The organism is Arthrobacter sp. G.S.26 (genome assembly GCF_050847375.1).
Taxonomy (GTDB): domain Bacteria; phylum Actinomycetota; class Actinomycetes; order Actinomycetales; family Micrococcaceae; genus Arthrobacter.
In genome coordinates, this window is record NZ_CP193752.1 from 1085559 (window position 1) to 1103676 (window position 18118).

At 65.1% G+C, this 18118-nt stretch carries 17 protein-coding genes and 1 pseudogene; 5 read left to right on the forward strand and 13 right to left on the reverse strand.

Annotation, left to right across the window (positions count from 1 at the left end; genetic code table 11):
- Nucleotides 1-2: 2 nt before the first annotated feature.
- Both ACRB8A_RS05025 and ACRB8A_RS05030 read right to left on the reverse strand, forming a co-directional pair.
- Nucleotides 3-1190, reverse strand: coding sequence for a DUF262 domain-containing protein (locus tag ACRB8A_RS05025; protein WP_432245742.1), 1188 nt, complete (start codon nt 1188-1190; stop codon nt 3-5).
- Between the two features lie 318 nt (nt 1191-1508).
- Nucleotides 1509-1677, reverse strand: a pseudogene (locus tag ACRB8A_RS05030) (DeoR/GlpR family DNA-binding transcription regulator); the annotation flags it as partial.
- A gap of 42 nt (nt 1678-1719) precedes the next feature.
- On the opposite strand from ACRB8A_RS05030, the gene ACRB8A_RS05035 reads away from it, so the two are divergent.
- Complete coding sequence (locus ACRB8A_RS05035; RefSeq protein WP_432245743.1) at nt 1720-1908, forward strand: BBE domain-containing protein; 189 nt, start codon at nt 1720-1722, stop codon at nt 1906-1908.
- On the opposite strand, the gene ACRB8A_RS05040 is transcribed toward ACRB8A_RS05035, so the two are convergent.
- The 7 genes from ACRB8A_RS05040 to ACRB8A_RS05070 form a co-directional block, all read right to left on the reverse strand.
- Entirely contained in the window at nt 1877-2881 is a 1005-nt protein-coding gene (locus ACRB8A_RS05040; RefSeq protein WP_432245744.1) for a DUF4862 family protein, read from the reverse strand. The genes ACRB8A_RS05035 and ACRB8A_RS05040 overlap by 32 nt on opposite strands.
- Nucleotides 2878-3669 carry a fumarylacetoacetate hydrolase family protein gene (locus tag ACRB8A_RS05045; RefSeq protein WP_432245745.1) on the reverse strand — a complete coding sequence of 264 codons (792 nt, stop codon included), beginning with the start codon at nt 3667-3669 and terminating at the stop codon, nt 2878-2880. Before ACRB8A_RS05045 ends, ACRB8A_RS05040 begins: the two co-directional genes overlap by 4 nt.
- Nucleotides 3670-4419 carry an amino acid ABC transporter ATP-binding protein gene (locus ACRB8A_RS05050; protein WP_432245746.1) on the reverse strand — a complete coding sequence of 250 codons (750 nt, stop codon included), beginning with the start codon at nt 4417-4419 and terminating at the stop codon, nt 3670-3672.
- On the reverse strand, nt 4416-5117 hold the full coding sequence (locus tag ACRB8A_RS05055; RefSeq protein WP_050685376.1) for an amino acid ABC transporter permease: 702 nt from the start codon (nt 5115-5117) through the stop codon (nt 4416-4418). Before ACRB8A_RS05055 ends, ACRB8A_RS05050 begins: the two co-directional genes overlap by 4 nt.
- 6 nt (nt 5118-5123) lie before the next feature.
- Nucleotides 5124-5924, reverse strand: a complete 801-nt coding sequence (locus ACRB8A_RS05060; RefSeq protein ID WP_432245747.1) for a transporter substrate-binding domain-containing protein — start codon at nt 5922-5924, stop codon at nt 5124-5126.
- A 165-nt stretch (nt 5925-6089) separates the two neighbouring features.
- Nucleotides 6090-7508, reverse strand: a complete 1419-nt coding sequence (locus ACRB8A_RS05065) for an amidase (protein ID WP_432245748.1) — start codon at nt 7506-7508, stop codon at nt 6090-6092.
- Nucleotides 7505-8176, reverse strand: a complete 672-nt coding sequence (locus ACRB8A_RS05070; protein WP_432245749.1) for a GntR family transcriptional regulator — start codon at nt 8174-8176, stop codon at nt 7505-7507. Before ACRB8A_RS05070 ends, ACRB8A_RS05065 begins: the two co-directional genes overlap by 4 nt.
- 131 nt (nt 8177-8307) lie before the next feature.
- On the opposite strand from ACRB8A_RS05070, the gene ACRB8A_RS05075 reads away from it, so the two are divergent.
- Nucleotides 8308-9345, forward strand: coding sequence for a bile acid:sodium symporter family protein (locus ACRB8A_RS05075; RefSeq protein ID WP_432245750.1), 1038 nt, complete (start codon nt 8308-8310; stop codon nt 9343-9345).
- 56 nt (nt 9346-9401) lie between these two features.
- Here ACRB8A_RS05075 and ACRB8A_RS05080 read toward each other — a convergent pair whose 3' ends face one another.
- Together ACRB8A_RS05080 and ACRB8A_RS05085 are read right to left on the reverse strand one after the other, a co-directional pair.
- A complete protein-coding gene (locus ACRB8A_RS05080; protein WP_432245751.1) occupies nt 9402-10988 on the reverse strand; it encodes an alkaline phosphatase D family protein in 1587 nt (528 codons plus the stop codon).
- Between the two features lie 90 nt (nt 10989-11078).
- A complete protein-coding gene (locus ACRB8A_RS05085) occupies nt 11079-11804 on the reverse strand; it encodes a hemerythrin domain-containing protein (RefSeq protein WP_432245752.1) in 726 nt (241 codons plus the stop codon).
- A gap of 206 nt (nt 11805-12010) precedes the next feature.
- Between ACRB8A_RS05085 and ACRB8A_RS05090 the strand changes: the two genes are divergently transcribed.
- Both ACRB8A_RS05090 and ACRB8A_RS05095 read left to right on the forward strand, forming a co-directional pair.
- Entirely contained in the window at nt 12011-12490 is a 480-nt protein-coding gene (locus ACRB8A_RS05090) for a nucleoside deaminase (RefSeq protein ID WP_056600592.1), read from the forward strand.
- Nucleotides 12491-12555: 65 nt separating this feature from the next.
- On the forward strand, nt 12556-13011 hold the full coding sequence (locus tag ACRB8A_RS05095; protein WP_432245753.1) for a hypothetical protein: 456 nt from the start codon (nt 12556-12558) through the stop codon (nt 13009-13011).
- 56 nt (nt 13012-13067) lie between these two features.
- Here ACRB8A_RS05095 and ACRB8A_RS05100 read toward each other — a convergent pair whose 3' ends face one another.
- Entirely contained in the window at nt 13068-13835 is a 768-nt protein-coding gene (locus tag ACRB8A_RS05100; protein WP_432245754.1) for a DeoR/GlpR family DNA-binding transcription regulator, read from the reverse strand.
- Nucleotides 13836-13898: 63 nt separating this feature from the next.
- Nucleotides 13899-16298: a 4-hydroxythreonine-4-phosphate dehydrogenase PdxA gene (pdxA, locus tag ACRB8A_RS05105; RefSeq protein WP_432245755.1), complete on the reverse strand. Its 2400-nt coding sequence runs from the start codon at nt 16296-16298 to the stop codon at nt 13899-13901.
- 192 nt (nt 16299-16490) lie between these two features.
- On the opposite strand from pdxA, the gene ACRB8A_RS05110 reads away from it, so the two are divergent.
- Nucleotides 16491-18116 (forward strand): ABC transporter substrate-binding protein, encoded by a 1626-nt coding sequence (locus tag ACRB8A_RS05110; protein WP_432245756.1) that lies wholly within the window; start codon nt 16491-16493, stop codon nt 18114-18116.
- The last annotated feature ends 2 nt before the right edge of the window (nt 18117-18118 follow it).

The window sequence follows — 18118 nt, forward strand, 5'->3', positions numbered from 1 at the left end:
TACTACGCTGCACCCTCGATGAACTCTCGGAGCAGCCCAATGCGTTTACGTATATTGATTGGCTTAGTCGACCCCTCCTGGAGAGTATCAGCAAAATCTTCCGTCAGCTTTGCGGCGTTTACTGCATCTGCAATTCCACGATTTTCGGCGGAGGGCCGTCCGCATTGCTGCCAGGCAGCGTATGCGCTTTCAAACAAAACTCCACTAAACTTTCCTGATCGCAGAAAAGGTGAAGGTGACTCACGAAACAAAGCAAAAAAACCCGTGAGTCCGTCGTGGGCGTTTCGAGCATCTTGCTCGGAGAACTTCCTTGCCTTTAGACAGTAGTTGTTGATGAAGTTTGCCATGGAGCCACTGAATCCTTCTGAAGAGCCGGCAAGGGCGAGAGCGCGGAGAAGGAACTCGGTATCGCGCATTCGAGCATCAGGTTTCTCAGTTCCGACAATGTGGCGCCAAGCGGGATCAGAGTTTAGGTTGATCACCTCGATGAAGAAATCCGAGTGGTAAAGACTGGCGCGAATTTCTTGTTGCGTTAGGTTGACGCCACCCGTGTTCAGCCTGTTGAAGAGCTCGAAGACTGCAGAATTTCCTTCGGGGCTTGTTTGTTTTACTACAATATTCCGGATTGTGCGCAGGTCAAGAGACGTTTTGTCTTCTTTTAGTCCCTTATAGGTTAGACCATGAAACCTATTAGGTTTCCCTGTCGGGGACTTTGGTAATGACAGCTTGAAGGGCTCAAAAAACTCATCGTCTTGTAGAAAATCTTCATCAATGAAGCCCTGTTGAAGGCGCACGCGGAGCTCGCCGCGTATTTTAGATTTCGGAAAACGACCTTTAGAGAAGAAATAAAGAGTGAGAAGACGCTGTTGCCCATCAATCACAAGAAACTTATTTCGCTCTTCCTCATATAGAAATACCTGCGGGACGGGTAATCCGATAAGCAATGACTCGATCAGCTTTGAGGCCCGTTTACGATCCCAAATATAGTTTCGTTGAAAACTAGGGATTATCATCGCGCCTGACGCGATGAAGCTAACGATAGTGGAAAAGTTCCAGTCGTTAGGCGACGAGACGAGATCGTAGTCTTGCACCTCGACCTCGTCTAATTCAAGTGAGGCTTCATCCAACCAAGACTCATCAGCAGTGGCGGGCTCTGCTGGGTCTTCTACCATTTGAAAAGTGCTGGTCATAGTTCTCTCCGCTCATAATGCCGGGTTGCTCGTCGTACAGTTAGAATATCGAGTTGGCGCGAAGACGTCCGCTTCTGTCGCCGACGCCGTAACTCAGCCGTGCGTAACTTCCGATTTGAAGCATCTCTCGCTGTCACCAAATCGGAGATCGATGAGAACGTTGATAGGGGCTGGCGTCACGGGATGCCTTAGCCTGCAGTAGCTGCGAGCTTACCGGTACGACAGTGCACTTTGCTGAGGAGACAATCCTGAAGAGGGGCTTTCTGCTAGCCACAGGTGTTAGCTCTTCAGGCCTGCTGCTCGCGTACCTGAGGGCGCTCAATCCCGAAGTGCAGCAACCTCAACTTGAACCCCGGCGTCCCGGAACTTCTGAACCTGGGCGGGGGTCGGCGCCGTCGTCCGTCACCAAATTCCACGGGAGCGCAAGCCTCGCCCACGCGTGGAAGGGCCGCAGCCCCAGCTTGGACGAATCTGCCAACACGTAGACGACGAGCGCTTGAGTGCTTTCGCCCGGAAGGCCCATGGTCTGATGCAGCCGTTCGGCGGGCACGGCCAGTACGTCAACTTCCTGGGCGTGGAAACCGGACAAAACGCTGTGGACGCCGCGCGGCAGGCCTACGGCCCTGAAACCTATGACCGGCTGGTGGCGCTGAAAAACCGCTTCGACCCGGACCACCTGTTCCGTATCAACCACAACATCCCGCCCGCTGCCGGCTGAGGCAGCGACAGAAACCAGCCCTCCGGACTTCGTCGATCGATCTTGCCAGGAGCGCCACACGCTGCGGCACGGAGGACCCCGGCGGCGCAGAGACCTTCAGCCCCCGGTATGGTTCCAGCCCCGTGACGTCCAGGCCGGCGTCAACCGCCGCGGCCAAGGTGTGGATGCGCTGGGGCGTCAGCAGGGACGCCGGCTCCACCGGCGCAGGCGGCAGGTGCGAGTCATCCCACGCCGCACCAAAATCAGTCGCCTGAGAGGAACACCCGGACAGGACAACGCCACCGAGGATGCCTTCTGTTGAGGCAAGTTCCACGTGCCGGACAGGTGCGTCCGGATCTCGGTCCTCAAGCACTGAGCGTGCCCAGTTCACAGCAATCCCCGCACCGGTGCCCGCGGCAAGGACCGCCTCAACCTCCTGCTCAAAGCGCAGGAAACCCTTCACCGGCGCGTGGGACCTGTTGGCCGCATCACAGTGTTCCAAAACAATCCGGGCACCATCCCAACGGAACCCCGCAGCCCGTCGCAATGATTCGGTCAGTTCATTGACGGCTGAGGATGCGCCCGGCAAACCAGCTCCCAGGCGCGGAGCGCTGAACAGGTGCACGGCGCGGACCGCGCGGCGGCCCAGCGCATCGTTCAAGGTGCGGACCGCTTCCGCAGCGACCGCCGCCCTTTCCACGGCCGACCGCCGTCCCGCCTCTGTTGTGGAGGCGAGTCCGAAGCCAGGGGAACTGGCCGCCCGGTCCATGGTGTCCGGAATGGTGGTCACCACGTAGGTGAGATGGTCGGGAAGGTGCCGTAACTGCTTCAGGAACCAGCCGCCGTCGTACTTGTGCAGCTTTCCCGTGGCATACAGCGGAATCTCCAGCCCGGAGACGTGCGGCAGCGATGCCGCCGCGGCCAGGAACGCCGCCTCCTGCTCCGGATCCCAGCCGTCCAAAGCCGGCGCCGCCGCGTAACTGCTGACGATCAAGCCGGCGCTATCACGTGCCCGGCGGGGGAGTCCACCGCAGCCACCGGGTTGGTCAGGGTCCCCACCCCTTCAATGTCCACCGAGACGGTATCTCCCGGGCGTAGTTCGAGGCCGGATTCGGCAGCGGCCCAGGGTGTGCCCGTGAGAATCACGTCGCCGGGGTAGAGGGTCATGAACCGGGAGCAAAACATCAGCAGTTCCGCCACGGTGAACACCATGCGGGACGTGGCGGAATCCTGGACCACGGAGCCGTTGATTGTGGTGACGATGCGGAGGGCCTGCAGGTCCGGGACCTCATCAAGGGTCACCAGCTCCGGCCCCAGCGGGCAGAACGTGTCCAGGCTTTTGCCACGTGTGGACTGGACGTCCGCCGCCTGCAGGTCCCGCGCCGACACGTCGTTGGCTACCGTCACCCCTGCAACGGCCGCGAGTGCCTCTTCCGGCGTGGCGGCGTCCTTGAGGACCCGTCCCATCACGACGGCGAGCTCGCCTTCGCACACCACCGTTCCGGCACGTGCCGGGTTGAGGATGATCGGCTCGCCGTCAGCAGCCAGGCTGCCGGCGAATTTGCCGAACACCAGGGGAATGCGTCCGGCTGCCCGCCGGTCCGGGGCTGTGCCTCCGGCGGGCACCGGGAGCGCCGGCTGACCGGCACCATGGTCAGGCCAGTAGTTTTCGCCGATGCCGATCAGCTGTCCGGGGATGCGGACTCCCGGCAGCAGCGCGCAGGACAGGGACGGGCGTTCGTCCGCACCGGCGCCGGAGCGAGTGAAAGGAAACCGCGGCATTCAGTGGCTCAGGTGGGATGCGTACACGCGCAGCCGCGGGTGCTGGAACACTTCATCCGGCGGGCCCTCCGCCACAATGCCGCCGTGCTCCATAAAGATCACCCGGTCCGCCACCTCGCGAGCAAACTTCATCTCGTGGGTCACGATCACCATGGTCATGCCGGTCTTCGCCAGCTTGGCCATGATGTCCAGGACCTCGTTCACCAGTTCCGGATCCAGGGCGGACGTGGGCTCGTCAAACAGGATGGCCTTGGGATCCATCATCAGCGCCCGGCAGATGGCCACCCGCTGCTGCTGGCCGCCGGACAGGTCTGCCGGGTAGGCGTCCGCTTTGTCCTCCAGGCCCACCGAGCGGAGCTTTTCGAGCGCCCGCGGAACGGCGTCGGCGCGTCTTTGCCGTTTGGCGATCACCGGGCCTTCCAGCAGGTTGTCCAGTACGGTCCGGTGCGGCCAGAGGTTGAACTGCTGGAACACCATGGCGATCTCCCGGCGCAGCCAGGTCAGCCGGAACTGGTCCACCACGCCGAGCTTGCCCCGGGCGTTGGGAGTGTAGAAAACCTGCCGGCCGTCCACGTGGATCCGCCCGGAGTCCGGCACCTCCAGCATGTTGATGCAGCGCAGCAGTGTGCTCTTCCCGGCACCGCTGGGGCCGATGATGGTCACCACCTCGCCCGGAAGGATGCGCAGGTCCACATCCTTGAGTACTTCGCGGGAGTTGTAGCTCTTGGTGAGTCCGGTGATGCCGATCATGCCATGCTCCCAACAGCTTCGCGGAGTTGTTTGGTGGTGCCCATTTTGCGGCCCATCTTCTTTTCGATAATGATCTGGACCACCATGAGCAGGCTGGTCATGACCAGGTACATGGCCGCCACCACCCCCAGGGTTTCCATCACGTTGTACGTGGAGTTGTAGGCCTTCTGCCCCTGCAGCATCAGGTCCGGGACGGTGATCACCGAGATCTGCGCCGACTCCTTGAGCATGATGATGCAGTTGTTGATATACGGGGGAGTCATGAGGCGGATGCCCTCCGGCGCCGTCACCCGCACAAACTTCTGCACCGGATTCATACCCACCGAGTCCGCCGCTTCGAGGTGCCCTGCATTCACCGATTTGAGCCCGGCCCTGATGATTTCGGAAAAGAACGACGCCGAGTTGAGGCTCATCGCGATCAGCCCTGCGGTAAATGCGTCCATGGTCAGCCCGAACGGCTTCGTGTAATAGAAGAAGAACAGGGACAGCATGAGCGGCAGGCCGCGGAAGAACCAGACATACGCGGCGGCGAAGATCCGCAGGGCGCGGATCCTGGAGAGCCGCAGCGTGGCGATGATGTAGCCCAGGACGGTGGCACAGACGATGGCTGCGGCCACAATTCCCAGGGTGGTCATGGCGCCGGCCAGGAAGATCGGGAAATATTCGGCTGCAACAGAGCCGGGCTCGTAGGTGTCCATAGGGAATCAGGCGGCGGGGATCTCGACCGTGAAGCCGAACCACTTCTGGTTCAGTTTCTCCAGGGTGCCGTCAGCCTTGAGCTCTTCGATGATCTTGTCCACCTTGGGCTTCATCTCGGTATCGTCCTTGGGGAGGCCGACGCCGGCGGGCTTGGTGCCGTACACATCTCCCACGATCTTCAGGTCCGAGGCCAGCGGCGAGTTCTTCATGAAGTTCTCCGCGGCGATCCGGCCCGTGGCGAACACCGCGATCCTGCCCGCTGCAACATCGGCAAACCCTTCCGGAGCGCCGGGGTAGGCCTTGAGTTCGGTGAACCCGCCGATGCCCTTGACGTCCGTTTCCGTGCCGGAGCCACCGATGGCACCCACCACCAGGCCATCCAGCTTGCTGAGCTGCTCCACGGAGGTGTTGTCCTTCTTCACCACCGCAACTGCGCCGTCTGCCAGGTAGGGGGTGGAAAAGGTGATGGACTGCTTGCGGGGTTCGGTCATGGTGAGCCCTGACATCACGGCGTCGAACTTTCCACTGTTGAGGCCCGGCAGCAGGCCGGTCAGTTGGCCTTCAACGAACTCCGGTTCCATGCCCAGCTTCTCCGCGATCAGCGTGCCCACCTCGATGTCGAAACCGGTGAGCTTGCCGGCCTCCGAGAAGGTGATGGGCCGGAACGTGCCGCTGGTGGCGATGGTGAACTTTTCCTTCGCCGGAGTATCCGAGGAAGCATTGCTGCTGGCTGCGCAGCCGCTGGCGGCGAGGGTGAAGGCGGCCAGGGCGGTTACGACGGCGGCTTTGCGTGTGCGTGAAAACATGCGGTGCTTCCCACTTTCAGTGATCCGTGCCAGTGATGTTTGCTGACAGCACTGACGCTATGGGCTGCGTGTGTCCGGGACTTACCTGCTTCGTTTCGGAAATGTTAATTATGAATTCTGTAGACACTTTTATCTCAGGTCGGGGACGCCCAGCAGCGCGGCCCCTCAGGTGAGGCTTGCGGCCAGCCCTTCAAGGACCTCAGCAAACGCGAGTGCCTTCAGCTCCCCGCCGGGACCTGCCACCACCTGGACGGACAGGGGGAGTCCGTCCGCGGACAGTCCCACCGGCAAGGACACCACCGGGCAGCCGGTCAACGTCACAGCCCGGCAGGGACCCATGACCTCCCAACCCTGCAGGCTGGTGCCGCCCACGTCCAGGGCGCCTTCCGGATCAGCGGCCGGACCGCCGGCGACGGGAAGCAGGGCAAAATCCACCGCACCGATCTGGTCCAGGGCGCTGGACCGCGCAGCGTCGGCTGCCGTGCGGGCCAGGTCCAGCTCGCCGGGGGACGCCGCTAGCGAATCCCGGATGGTTTTCAGGTTGGCCGCTGAGATCCCGGCCTCCTTGCCGGCGATGGCGGCTACGTGATCCAGCATGGGGTCCACCGCGCGCAGGCAGTTGTAGGCGGGCAGGCACTCCGCGAACAGATCCGGCTGGTGGGCCACCGCGTGGCCCGCCGCGGCAACTGCTGCTGCGAGCTTCTCCACGAGTGCGGTGACCTCGCGGCGGACGGGACCAAACGTGCTGCCGTCGCTCCAGGCAATCCGGAGGGGAGTGTCCGTAAGGGACCCGGCGTCCGCTTCCGCCCCGGACATCACCAGGTACGCCGCCCGCAAATCACGCACCGACCGTGCGAGCGGGCCGACGGTCTGGAATGAGCCCTGCATACCCGGGCTCACGGCGGGGACCACGCCGTCGGAACCGAAGTTCCCGTCAAGTCCCGGGACCTGCCCCTCCCCGGGCACTGTCCCCAGTCCGGGCCGCAGCGCAGCGATGCCCACGCACTGGGCGGGCCAGCGCAAGGATCCGCCGAAATCCGTGCCGACCCCCAGGGCAGAGATCCCCGCGGCCACCGAAGCTGCTTCGCCGCCGCTGGAGCCTCCCGGGGTGGCTGCTGGGTAGCGCGGGTTCAGGGTCCTGCCCAGCAGCGGGCTGTCGCAGGTCATGCCAAACGCGAATTCGGGGCAGTTGGTTTTGCCCACCAGGATGGCGTCTGCGTCCAGGAGCCGCTGCACGGCCGGTGCTGTGGTTGTGGCCACGGTGTGGGCAAACGCCCGGCTGGCCGCCGTGACCGGCAGGCCGGCGACGGCGATCACGTCCTTCACGCTGAAGGGCACCCCGGCCAGCGGGCCGAGTGTTTCGCCGGCGGCTCGGCGGGCGTCGAGGATGGCCGCAGCCTGCGCCGCGCCCTCCCAGTCCGCCGTCACGAAGACATTGAGCGCCTGGCCTTCGGGGTCGGATGCGCGCCGGTGGGCTGCGGCCACAACCTCGCCGGCGGTCATCGCGCCCGTCCTTACAGCGTCCGCGATGGCGGTGGCGTCCTGGTATCCGGCGTTCAGGCCGGCCAGCAGTGAGTGGCTCATGCCCCAGCCGCCTGCTGTTCCAGGGCGCTCTCGCCTTCAAGGTAGTCCCGCTCACCGTGTTCCTCGAATTCGCGACGGATCCGGTCCGGGTCTCCCGAACGCAGGCAGGCCAGCAGCTCGGTATGCCGGTCCACGCCCTTGGTGAGGTCGCCTTTGGTCCGGGCCTCGTTCAGCACGTTGGCTGCCATGCAGAGCTGCATCTGCAGCATCAGCGAACGGTAGGTGTCGCTGAGCTTGCGGTGGCCGGCGGCATCAACCAGCGCCGTATGGAAGTCAATGTTGGCCTGGACCACGGCGGACCGGTCACCGCGTTTTGCGGCGGCGCGCATGGCCTTCATGATCGGATCCAGGGGTGCGTAGGTGGCGGGGTCTTTTCTCGCCAGCAGGTAGTCCAGGGCGAACATTTCCAATGCGCGCCGCAGGGAGTAGATCTCGTTGATATCCGTCTCCGTCATGGAGACCACGCGGTAGCCGCGCCGGGGTGATTGTTCCAGAAGGCCTTCGCTTTCCAGCGTCCGGAGGGCTTCCCGCAGCGGGGGGCGGGAAATTCCCAGGCGTTCCGCCAGCGGAGGCTCGTTGAGCTTGTCCCCGGGCGCCAGTTCACCGCTCACTATCAACTTCCGGATCTCGGTGGTGGCGAGTGAAACGAGGCTTTCCTGGACGATCATGCCCTCAGACTACTGTCTACAGTCGCCGCAGAGCCATAGCCTGCACGAGTTTACGCAGGGTTTACATGGGAGGTCTTTTCTGTAGATTGTCTACAGTATTCTTTGTCGTATCCAACGAAGAATGGTGGGAAATGGGAACGACATCGACAGCCACCCGCAAGGTCCGGAGCTGGCGCGGCTGGCTGGATCCTTTTGTGCTGCTGCTCCTGGCAACCCTGGCCGGGGCGGCCCTCCTCCCGCCGGACAAGGAGCTGGTCCCTGCGCTGTCCAGCGCCGGTGGCGTGGCGGTGGCTGTTCAGTTCTTCATCAGTGGCCTGCGCCTGCCCTCATCCGCAGCCCTGAAGGGCCTCAAGGCCTGGCGGCTCCACCTGGTCATCGTGGGGTTCTCCTTTGTTATGTTCCCCATTCTCGGATTCGGTGTGGCGGCAGGCTCGTCCTGGTACCTGAACCATGAGCTGGTGGCGGGGCTGTTGTTCCTGACCATGCTTCCCACGGCGGTTCAGACGGCCACCACGTTCACCGGCATTGCCCGGGGCAACACCGCTGCCGCTGTCTGCGCTGCCTCCATTTCGAACCTCCTCGGCGTGCTGGCCACGCCGTTGCTCGTGGCGCTCGCCCTGGGGTCCTACAGCGGAATGAACCTGTCATCGATCACCAAGATTGCCCTGCAGATTGTTGCCCCCTTTGTGCTGGGCCAGTTGCTCCACAAACTGACCCTCAAATGGACGCAGCGCTGGGCCCCGGCGTTCAAGGTTGTGGACCGGGCAGCCATCCTGCTGGTGGTGTACGTCGCGTTCGGCGCCGCTGTGGCCGACGGTGTTTGGCACCGCATCCCCGCGGCGCAGCTGGCCGTAACAGCCGGTATCTGCGCGGCGATGCTGGCACTGAGCCTCTGGATCACGTCCCTGGTGGCCAAAAAACTGGGGTTCGTGCCTGCGGATGCCACCGCCATCATGTTCTGCGGTTCGGAGAAGAGCCTGGCCACCGGCCTGCCCTTGTCCGCGATCCTCTTTACCGGTCCGCTGGGCGGAGTAGTGATCCTGCCAGTGATTATGTATCACGCGATGCAGCTGATCGTCTGCGCCGCGATTGCCCGACGGGTTGCGCGCCGCGCAGCACGCCAGCATTACACGGACGCTGGTCCGGCCGTCCTGGCAGGTGCCCGCTAGGCGTTACTTGGCTGGGCGGGCACTGCCGATAGGCAGTGCCCGCTCTTCCGTTGGGCCTACTGTGCGACGAGCCCGGGCATCCCGTCCTGGATGACGAAGGAGGCCTTCGTGGATACCGGGGCGCCCGGCGTCGTGACTTGGTCCAGGGTACGGAAGTCCGCGGTTATGGCGTCCCTGGTGATCTTGGTGTTCACGTAGCCGCGGTTGTCGTTGTAGAACTTCAGGTGCGGGTTCCAGGCCATCGTCGGATCGGCGGTGGAGCCGGTGCCGTTGCCGGTGGAGGTGATGGAGGTGCACACCAGCTCGGTGCCCACCACAGGGGAGGCCGGGTCCTTGTAGTCCACCCTGACCTCATTGGCCCAGTTGCGGTGCACGTCGCCGGTGAGCACCACGGCGTTGCGAACGTTCGCGTCCACCCAGCCCTGGGTGATGCGACGGCGGGACGCGGCGTACCCGTCCCAGCCGTCCATGGAGACATCGTCAACGTCCAGGGCTGCAGCGCGGTCCCGCTCGGCGAAGAAGACCTGCTGGCCCAGGATGTCCCAACGCTGCGTGGAGCCCTTAAAACCGTTCAGCAGCCACTGTTCCTGCTCCGCGCCGGTGATGGTGCGGTCCTCGGCCAGACGTTCGGCCACATTCTTCTGCCAGCCGTCGCCGGCGAGCTGGTCGTCGCGGTACTGGCGCGTGTCCATCATGTGGAAATTGGCAAGCTGGCCCCACTGGAGCCTGCGGTAAATCTTCATGTCCGGTCCAGCCGGAAGGGAGGACGGGCGCAACGGCATGTTCTCGTAGTAAGCCTGGAACGCGGCGCTGCGGCGCTGCCGGAAGTGAGCGAGGGTATCGTTCAGCTGGCCGGCGTCGCTGTTCTCGGGGACATCGTCCGCCCAGTTGTTGTCCACCTCGTGGTCATCCCACACCACTGCCCACGGTGCGATCGCGTGCGCTTCCTGCAGGTCGGCGTCGGACTTGTACTGGGCGTGCCGCTGGCGGTAGGTCTCCAGCGTGACCGTCTCCGGGCCCGCGTGATCCCGCGGATTGCCGCCGCCGATCACATAGCTGCCCTTCTTGTATTCGTAGAGGTAGTCACCGAGGTGCAGCACCAGGTCCGGGTGGTCCTCGGCCAGCCGCTTGTACGCCGTGAAGTAGCCGTGTTCGTACTGCGCACAGCTGGCGAACGCCATGGCCAGCGCGGCGGGAGTCTCGTGCGGCGCCGGGCTGGTCAGGGTCCGCCCCACCGGGCTGACGTGTTTGCCGGCGCGGAATCGGTAGAAGTACTCGCGGCCCGGGCGAAGGCCCCGGAGCTCCACATGCACCGAGTGCGCTGTCTCGATCCGCGCTCGTTCGACGCCGCGGGCCACCACCTTCTGCATCCCGGCGTCCTCTGCCACTTCCCACTGCACGGCGACGTTGCGTGAAGGCATGCCGCCGAGGCCGTCCTCAGCCACGGGGTTCACCGCAAGGCGCGTCCACAGCACAAAGCCGTCCGGCCACGGCTCGCCAGAGGCAATGCCCAGGGCGAAGGGGTAGGTGCGGAGGCCGGCGTCGTCCGCCGTTGAAACCGCGACGGCTGCACTGGGCGCGGCGGCGATGAGGCCCGCGCCCAGGCCGGCAGTGAGGAGGGATCTGCGCGAAATTTTGTCCATGCCCCGAATCTACGGAGGCCGGTTGGCCAAGTCCCCAGGAGCGTATGAATCACTGGTTAACTGCATGACAAAAGTTGTTAACTCGGGCGCTTACAACGTCGCCGGAACCTCGCGGCCCGGGAACAGTGCAGAGTACTGCCGCCGGTACATCCTGCGTCCCACCAGCCGGTAAGCCAGACGGATCGGTGCGGGGATATCCTTGAACATCTCCACGCGGTCCGCAGGCGGGTTCGTCGCAAGCACCATTCCGAGGTATCCCACCAGGAACTTCTTGTCGAACTGCTGGATGCCGTGCTCTGCGGCCGCCTTCAGTTCCTTTTCGGTCATCAATCTGTCCACCACCGGCATCACTTCCGTGACTTCACGGCGCAGGTGCACGTTGAGGACAGCGGACAGGTCGGCGTAGAGTTCCGCGAGTTCTTCGCGGGATTCCATGTCAGCGGTCGCCGTCCAGCGCAGGCGGAGGGGGTCGATGCTCTCCAGCCGTTCCGTCACCTGGCGGTGTTGGGCGAGCATCTGCCCGATGTGCAGCGCGCAGCCCGGTGCCCGTTCGGACAACTGTGGGTACATCAGCAGGTCCTCGCCCTCGTGATGCGTGTGGAGCACCATGTCGAAGTTGCCTAGGGCCTCGCCCACGTAAGCGGCGCGGGAAATATCGCCAGCGGCCGCGGACCGCACCAGCCCCGGCGCCTCGCCATACGCCCACAGGAAGAAACGGTGGATCCGGCGCATGCCCGCGGTCCCTGAGCAGAGCACCGGACCCGGCGGCAGCGGAGCCGCGGTTTCGCCGGGATGCATCGTGAAAAAGTCAGTCATGTCAGGCCCCTAACGCTCTTCATCGAGACGCGGCCTCTCCCCGCCAAAATCGTATCGCTGGGCCCCATGGTTCACAACGGTTGCGCGTTGGAGTCAAGGTTTGCCCAGTTTCCATCCTCATGAGTGGCTGGCACGCGTTCGGGGTGCGCGGTAGGGGGTCATCTCGCTGCCGAAGGCTGGGGATCTGCCCGTGCAACAATGACGCCATGACCCACCAACAGCATGAAACCGCCGCGCCGGAACTGGACAGCACCGACCTCCCCGCGTTTGAAGCCGCGTACCAGGCCGCCCGGAAGAGCCTGGCCGAAGGCGGCATTCCCATCGGTGCCGCCATCGCCCGCGGCGGCGTGGTCTTCGCCAGCGGGCACAACGAACGGGTCCAGAACGCTGACCCGATCGCGCACGGGGAGATGTCGGCGCTCCGCGCCGCCGGCCGGCAGAAGAGCTACCGGGACACCACGCTCTACACCACCCTGGCTCCGTGTGCCATGTGCACGGGGACCATCATCCAGTTCAAGATCCCCCGCGTGGTGGTGGGGGAGGCCCGCACGTTCGACGGCGAGCTGGACCTGCTGCGCTCGCGCGGCGTTGACGTCGTGGTCCTGGATGACCCGCGCTGCGTGGACATGATGCGCTCCTTCCAGGCCGACAAACCGGACCTGTGGGCGGAGGACATCGCCGAGTAGCTGCGAGTCCTGCCGCGACCCCTAAACTGGGGCGTTGAAGAGGCCATATGACAGTTGGGGGAATCATGTCGGTCAGCAGTCACCAGGAACACGATGATGCGGTGCATGCCGAGCATGAAGCCGCTATTGCCCGCGGTGAAAAGCGGGTTTTGTATTTGACCGCGGAGGGGATGCTTCACAGCTACACCAAAACGGAATTGGGAGGGCCGCCGAACGGAAGCACCCGGTGGTGGCAGAACCTGCCCGGACTGGTGTTCCTGATTCCCATGTTTGGCCTCTGCATGTACCTTGTCATCACTAATCCAGTAGGGACGGCGGCGGCGCAATGGGCAACCCTGTTCGGTGCCATGCTGATGGCTCTCGGCGCGGCGTACCTTATCTGGGAATCGGTGGTTGTCTACCGCGCCCGACAAGTGCGCATCCGCCGCGGATCGCCTGATCCGCTCCGCATCACGGGGGCCAAGACCAAGCTTCCCGAGTCCTACATGCAATCACAACCCATCAAGAAGAGCCGATGGTGAACAGACCCTGACGGCCCCACGGCCGCGCTGGGAAGAACCGACAGGATCACCAACCGCTAGACCGCAGCCACCTCAACCTGTACCCCAGCATCCCGGAACTTCTGCACCTGCCCGGGGTCGGCGCCGTCGTCCGTCACCAAAGTCCACGGAAGAGCAAGGCGCGCCCAGGCGTGGAAGGGCCGTAGCCCAAGCTTGGAGGAGTCAGCCAAAACGTAAACCGAACGTCCGCGCCGGGCCATGAGCTCCTTGAGCCGGGTCTGGGCGTGGTCGGCCTCGCAGATGCCGTCCTCGGCGGTGACGGCGTCCGCGCCCAGGAACACCCGGTCAAAGCTCATGCGCTCCAGCGCCGCCTCGGCCAGCGGCCCCACAAAACTCTGTGACAGGCTGCGGAGCCGGCCGCCGAGGCAGTCCACCTCGATGCCGTCGGACTCGGCGAGTTCCTGCATGGTGTTGATGCCCGGCGTCGTCACGGACAACCGGTCGAAGCCGCGCAGTTCATGCGCCAGGGCACCCACGGTGGAGCCGGCGTCGAGCAGGATGTTCTCCCCGGGCTGGATCACGGCCGCCGCCCAGCGGGCAATCGCATGCTTCTGCTCAAACGCCTCGCCCGTGCGTTGCCGCAGCGACGCCTCCGGGTGCGCGCCCAACGCCATCGCACCGCCGTAGGTGCGGGCCAGCCGGCCCTGCCCGTTGAGCAGTGCCAGGTCGCGGCGGATGGTGGACGCCGTCACCTCGAAGCGCGCGGAGAGCTCCTCCACGGAGGCCAGGCCGGTGGTCACGGCGAGGTGGTAGATCTCCTCACGCCGCGCATCCGCTGACATCATTCCCGGCCTCCTTCCCGTGGGATAAGTACCCATGCTAGTTCCGGCGTCCCGAAAACATGGTTGCTACACGGCCACGGCGGGCCGGGTTGCCATCTCGGCCGCCTGGTGCAGCGCCTCCACCATGGACCGCGGATCCGCGATGGCCTTGCCGGCGATGTCGAACGCGGTGCCGTGGTCCACAGACGTGCGGATCACCGGCAGGCCCACCGTGATGTTCACGCCCGCCTCGATGCCCAGCACCTTCACCGGCCCGTGACCCTGGTCGTGGTACATGGCCACCACCAGGTCGTAATCGCCCCGGCCGGCCAGGAAGAACAGGGTATCCGCCGGCAGCGGGCCCACGGCGTTGATGCCGGATGCCTGCGCAGCCTTCACACCGGGCTCGATTTTCTCGGCTTCCTCGCCCTGCCCGAACAAGCCGTTCTCGCCGGCGTGCGGATTGATGGCGCACACGCCGATCTTCGGGTGGGGGATCCCGGCCCGGATCAGTGCCTCGTTCCCGCGCCGGATGGTGCGCTCCACCAGGTCCGGGTTGATCTTCCGGACCGCATCCATCAGCCCGATGTGCGTGGTCACGTGGATCACCTTGATCTTGGGCGTGGAGAGCATCATGGACACCTCCTCCGTGCCCGTCAGCTGCGCCAACAGCTCGGTGTGCCCGGGGAAGATGTGGCCGGCCGCGTGCAGCGCCTCCTTATTCAGCGGCGCGGTGCAGATGGCCTGCACCTTCCCGGCCATCGCCAGCTCGCTGGCCACCCGGATGTACTCGTACGCCGCATGCCCGGCCACCGGGGAGAGCTGCCCCCACGGCAGGTCTTCCGGCAGCAGGGCCAGGTCGATCACGTTCACCCGGCCCGGGCTGAACACCGCGTCCTCCACGTCCGTGATCACCTGGATGTCCGCCTCAATGCCCAGCACCTCGGCGGCCTGGCGCAGCCGCAGCGAGTCCCCGACCACCACGGGCCGGCACTCGGCGTTGCTCTGCGGATCCAGCACGGCGGCCACCACCACCTCGGGTCCCACCCCGGCGCCATCGCCCATGGTGACGGCCACGTAGGGCAGTTCCGCAGAATCAGTGTTGTTCATCAAGTGTCCTTCAGGGGGCAGGGACGGCTGGGGTGCCGTCGGCAGGGGGAGTGCGGCGGGGGAGGGATCCTCCGCCGCGGAAGGTTCAGGGGAGCCGGCGAGTGCGGCCAGGATTGTGCGGAGGCTGTCCCGGCTGCCGAAACTTCCGGGCCGGGTGACCACGGGCATCCCGCACGGGGTACGGGACAGGACGGCGCCGTGTTCGATCTCGCCCACCACCAAGAGTTGCTGGACGTCGAGTGCAGCCAGCACGTGCCGCGCGGTCTCGCCGCCGGTCAGCATCAGCGGCCGGTCTTTGGCGAACGGTGCAACTGTCCGGGCCAGCGCGCCGGCGATCCGGGCCGACGCCACCGGATCCACGTCGGCCGCCGCCACCGTGACCGCTGCCGGACCCGCCCGGAGGGCAGTTTCCAGCGCGGCGGTTGACGGGTTTCCGGCCAGGAGATCCTGCGGGGCAAACGTGATGACGGGGACGCCGCCCGCTGCCAGGACGTGGAGCTGCTCCCGCGCCGGTCCTGACGCCGAGCCCACCACCAGCAACGGCGCCTTCGCGTCTTGCCGGGTTTTGGGTGAGCGGACGACGGCGGCCCTCGGGCGGGGTGCGTGCCCTGCAGTCCGGGCCAGGGCGGCGCCCAGCGCGGATGCGCCGGCAAGCCGCAGGCCCGGGGTGCCGCGGGCGGCCCGGGCGATATGGTCCAGGTCCGCCGTGGTTTCCGCGTCGCAGACGATGACGGCTGCGGGGTGGCCGGCGGTCGCCGCCATCAGCAGGGCGGTCAGGGCCGGGGTTCCGGAGCGGACGGCCAGCAGGCTGATCAGGGTGGTGTCCAGAGGAGCCAGGGCTGCGGCGACAGACTCGGGCGCCGCCGTCGGTTCGGCATCCCAGAGCGGGGTCCGGTGCAGCGGGACACCCCCATGGTGCACCATCCCGTTGACAGTGCTGCGGCCCATTGCGGGCAGCGCGGGGGCCAGGAGGACAGGGCCGCCCCCCGCCAGGACTTCCAATTGCCGCGCCACCGGTCCGCGGAGCAGGGAATCGAGCTTCAGGAAGACCAAGGGAGCGGCATCCCCGGAGGGCAGCGCCCCCAGGATCAAGCGGAGCCTGTCAGCGGCGACGTCCGCCGGGAACGCCCGGTTGTCCGTGTCCAGAACCAAAGTGGCGGCCGCCCACGGCAGGCGGGCCACGGCTGCGGCAAGGTCTTCCGGACCGTGCGGGAGCAGGCGGACCTGGGGGCCGCCGTCGTCCGTTCCCTGCTTCAAGGGCAAGGAATGCGCACTCTGCGCACGGGATTCGCTCAAGTGGGAAGAGTCGCCCAGCAGCGCCGCAGCGGTCTCGGCCGCGCCGGAAAGGTCGTCAGCAATGGCAAGTATGCGTAGCATTGCTGCCTCCTTTGGCATCGGCGTTATGGATCCTGCATACCGAAAACTATCTGGTCTGCACAAAACACGCTAACCCTATTGCGCGCTTTGCGCAATCGTGGCATGGTGATGGCAGTAACACCAGCGGGGCAGGTATCACCAGGATGCAGCGCCTCGGCCGGCAGGTGCCGGCCCCTTACTTGGAGGTCAAAGATGACTCGATCCGACAACGTTGCCGGCGGCAGCGGATTCCTCGGCGAAGTGGCACAGCGTTCCCTCTCCCGGCGTTCCCTCCTGCGGTGGGGCGCCCTGGCCGGAGCAGGCGCAGTGCTGGCTCCCGCCGTCACAGCCTGCGTGGCGCCGAGCGCCCCGGGCGGTGGAGCCACCGGTACCACCACCCTGACCCTGGGCCTGAACCGCTCCCTGGTCAGCCTGGACAACAAACTCAACCAGTTCGACGCCGCCGTCACCGTCCAGCGGGCCGTCCGCCAGGCCCTGACGGAAATCGGCGATGACCTCAAGCCCCGCAACGTCCTGGCCGAGTCCTTTGAACTGACCAGCCCCACACAGTGGACGGTCAAGCTCCGCAACGACATCAAGTATTCGGACGGCTCCAGCGTGGCCGTGGAGGATGTGGCCAAGGCCCTGGAGATGTACAGCCAGGTCAACGGCTCCTTCCTGGCCCCGCAGTTCCCGGAATGGCCCACCGTCACGAAAAAGGACGAGCTGACCTTCACTTTGGACACCAAGGCACCGCTGCCGGTGCTCAGTACGCTGATGTCCAACATCCTGATCACCCCGGCCGCCGCCAACAAGCCCGAAGAGCTGCAGGACGGCGTGGGCACCGGCCCGTACAAGGTGGCCTCCGCGGACCGCGGCACCGGCACCTACAAGCTGGTGGTCAACGAGAACTACTGGGGCGAGAAGCCCAGCGTCAGCGAAGTCAACGTCCGGTTTATGTCCGAGGAGTCCAGCCGCGTGGTGGCCCTGCGTTCCGGCGAGGTTGACGTGATCGACTCCATCACCCCGGACTCGGTGGCCCAGCTGAAATCCGTGGACGGCATCGAGATCGAATCGGTCACCGGAACCCGCTACAACCAGCTGTTCTACAACTTCCGCAAGCCGGCGGACAGCCCCATGTCGGACCCCAAGGTCCGCGAGGCCCTGTCCTACGGGTTCGACAGCAAGTCCGTAGTGGAAGGCATCCTGGGTGGCACCGTCACCTCCGCCAAGGGTGTGGTCCCGCAGACCCTGGCCGGCGCCGTGGAAACCGGCGAATACGCCTACGATCCCGGCAAGGCCAAGTCCCTGCTGGCCGGGCTGGGCGTGTCTAACCTGTCCGTCAAGGTGATCTGGGAAACCGGTGAATTCGCCGCCGACGTTTCCATCATGGAAGCCCTGGTGGAAATGATGAAGGAAATCGGCGTGACGGCCGAGCTGCAGCAGTTCGAGCCGGGCGGCGACATCTCCTCCTGGCGGCAGGGCAAGGCCGGCGACTGGGACATCCTGGGCAACGGCTATGGAAACCAGACCGGCCTGGCCCTGACCAACCTGCAGGGCATGTACGCCGGCACGGCGGAGAAGGAAGCCACCCGTGACACGTACCACGGCTTCGTGTTCCCCGAGATCAGCAGCAAAATCATCACCGCCACGTCAGAGACGGACCAGGCCAAGAGCACCGCACTGCTCACCCAGGTCCAGAAGGACATCTGGGCCAAGTGGCCGTGCATGTGGGCCTTCATCCCCAACGCCGTCCTGGCCCGCCGCGCCCGGGTGGAAGGCGTCAAGCTCCGCCCCATCAACTCGTACCAGCTCTCCACAGTCAAGGTGAACGGCTAGCC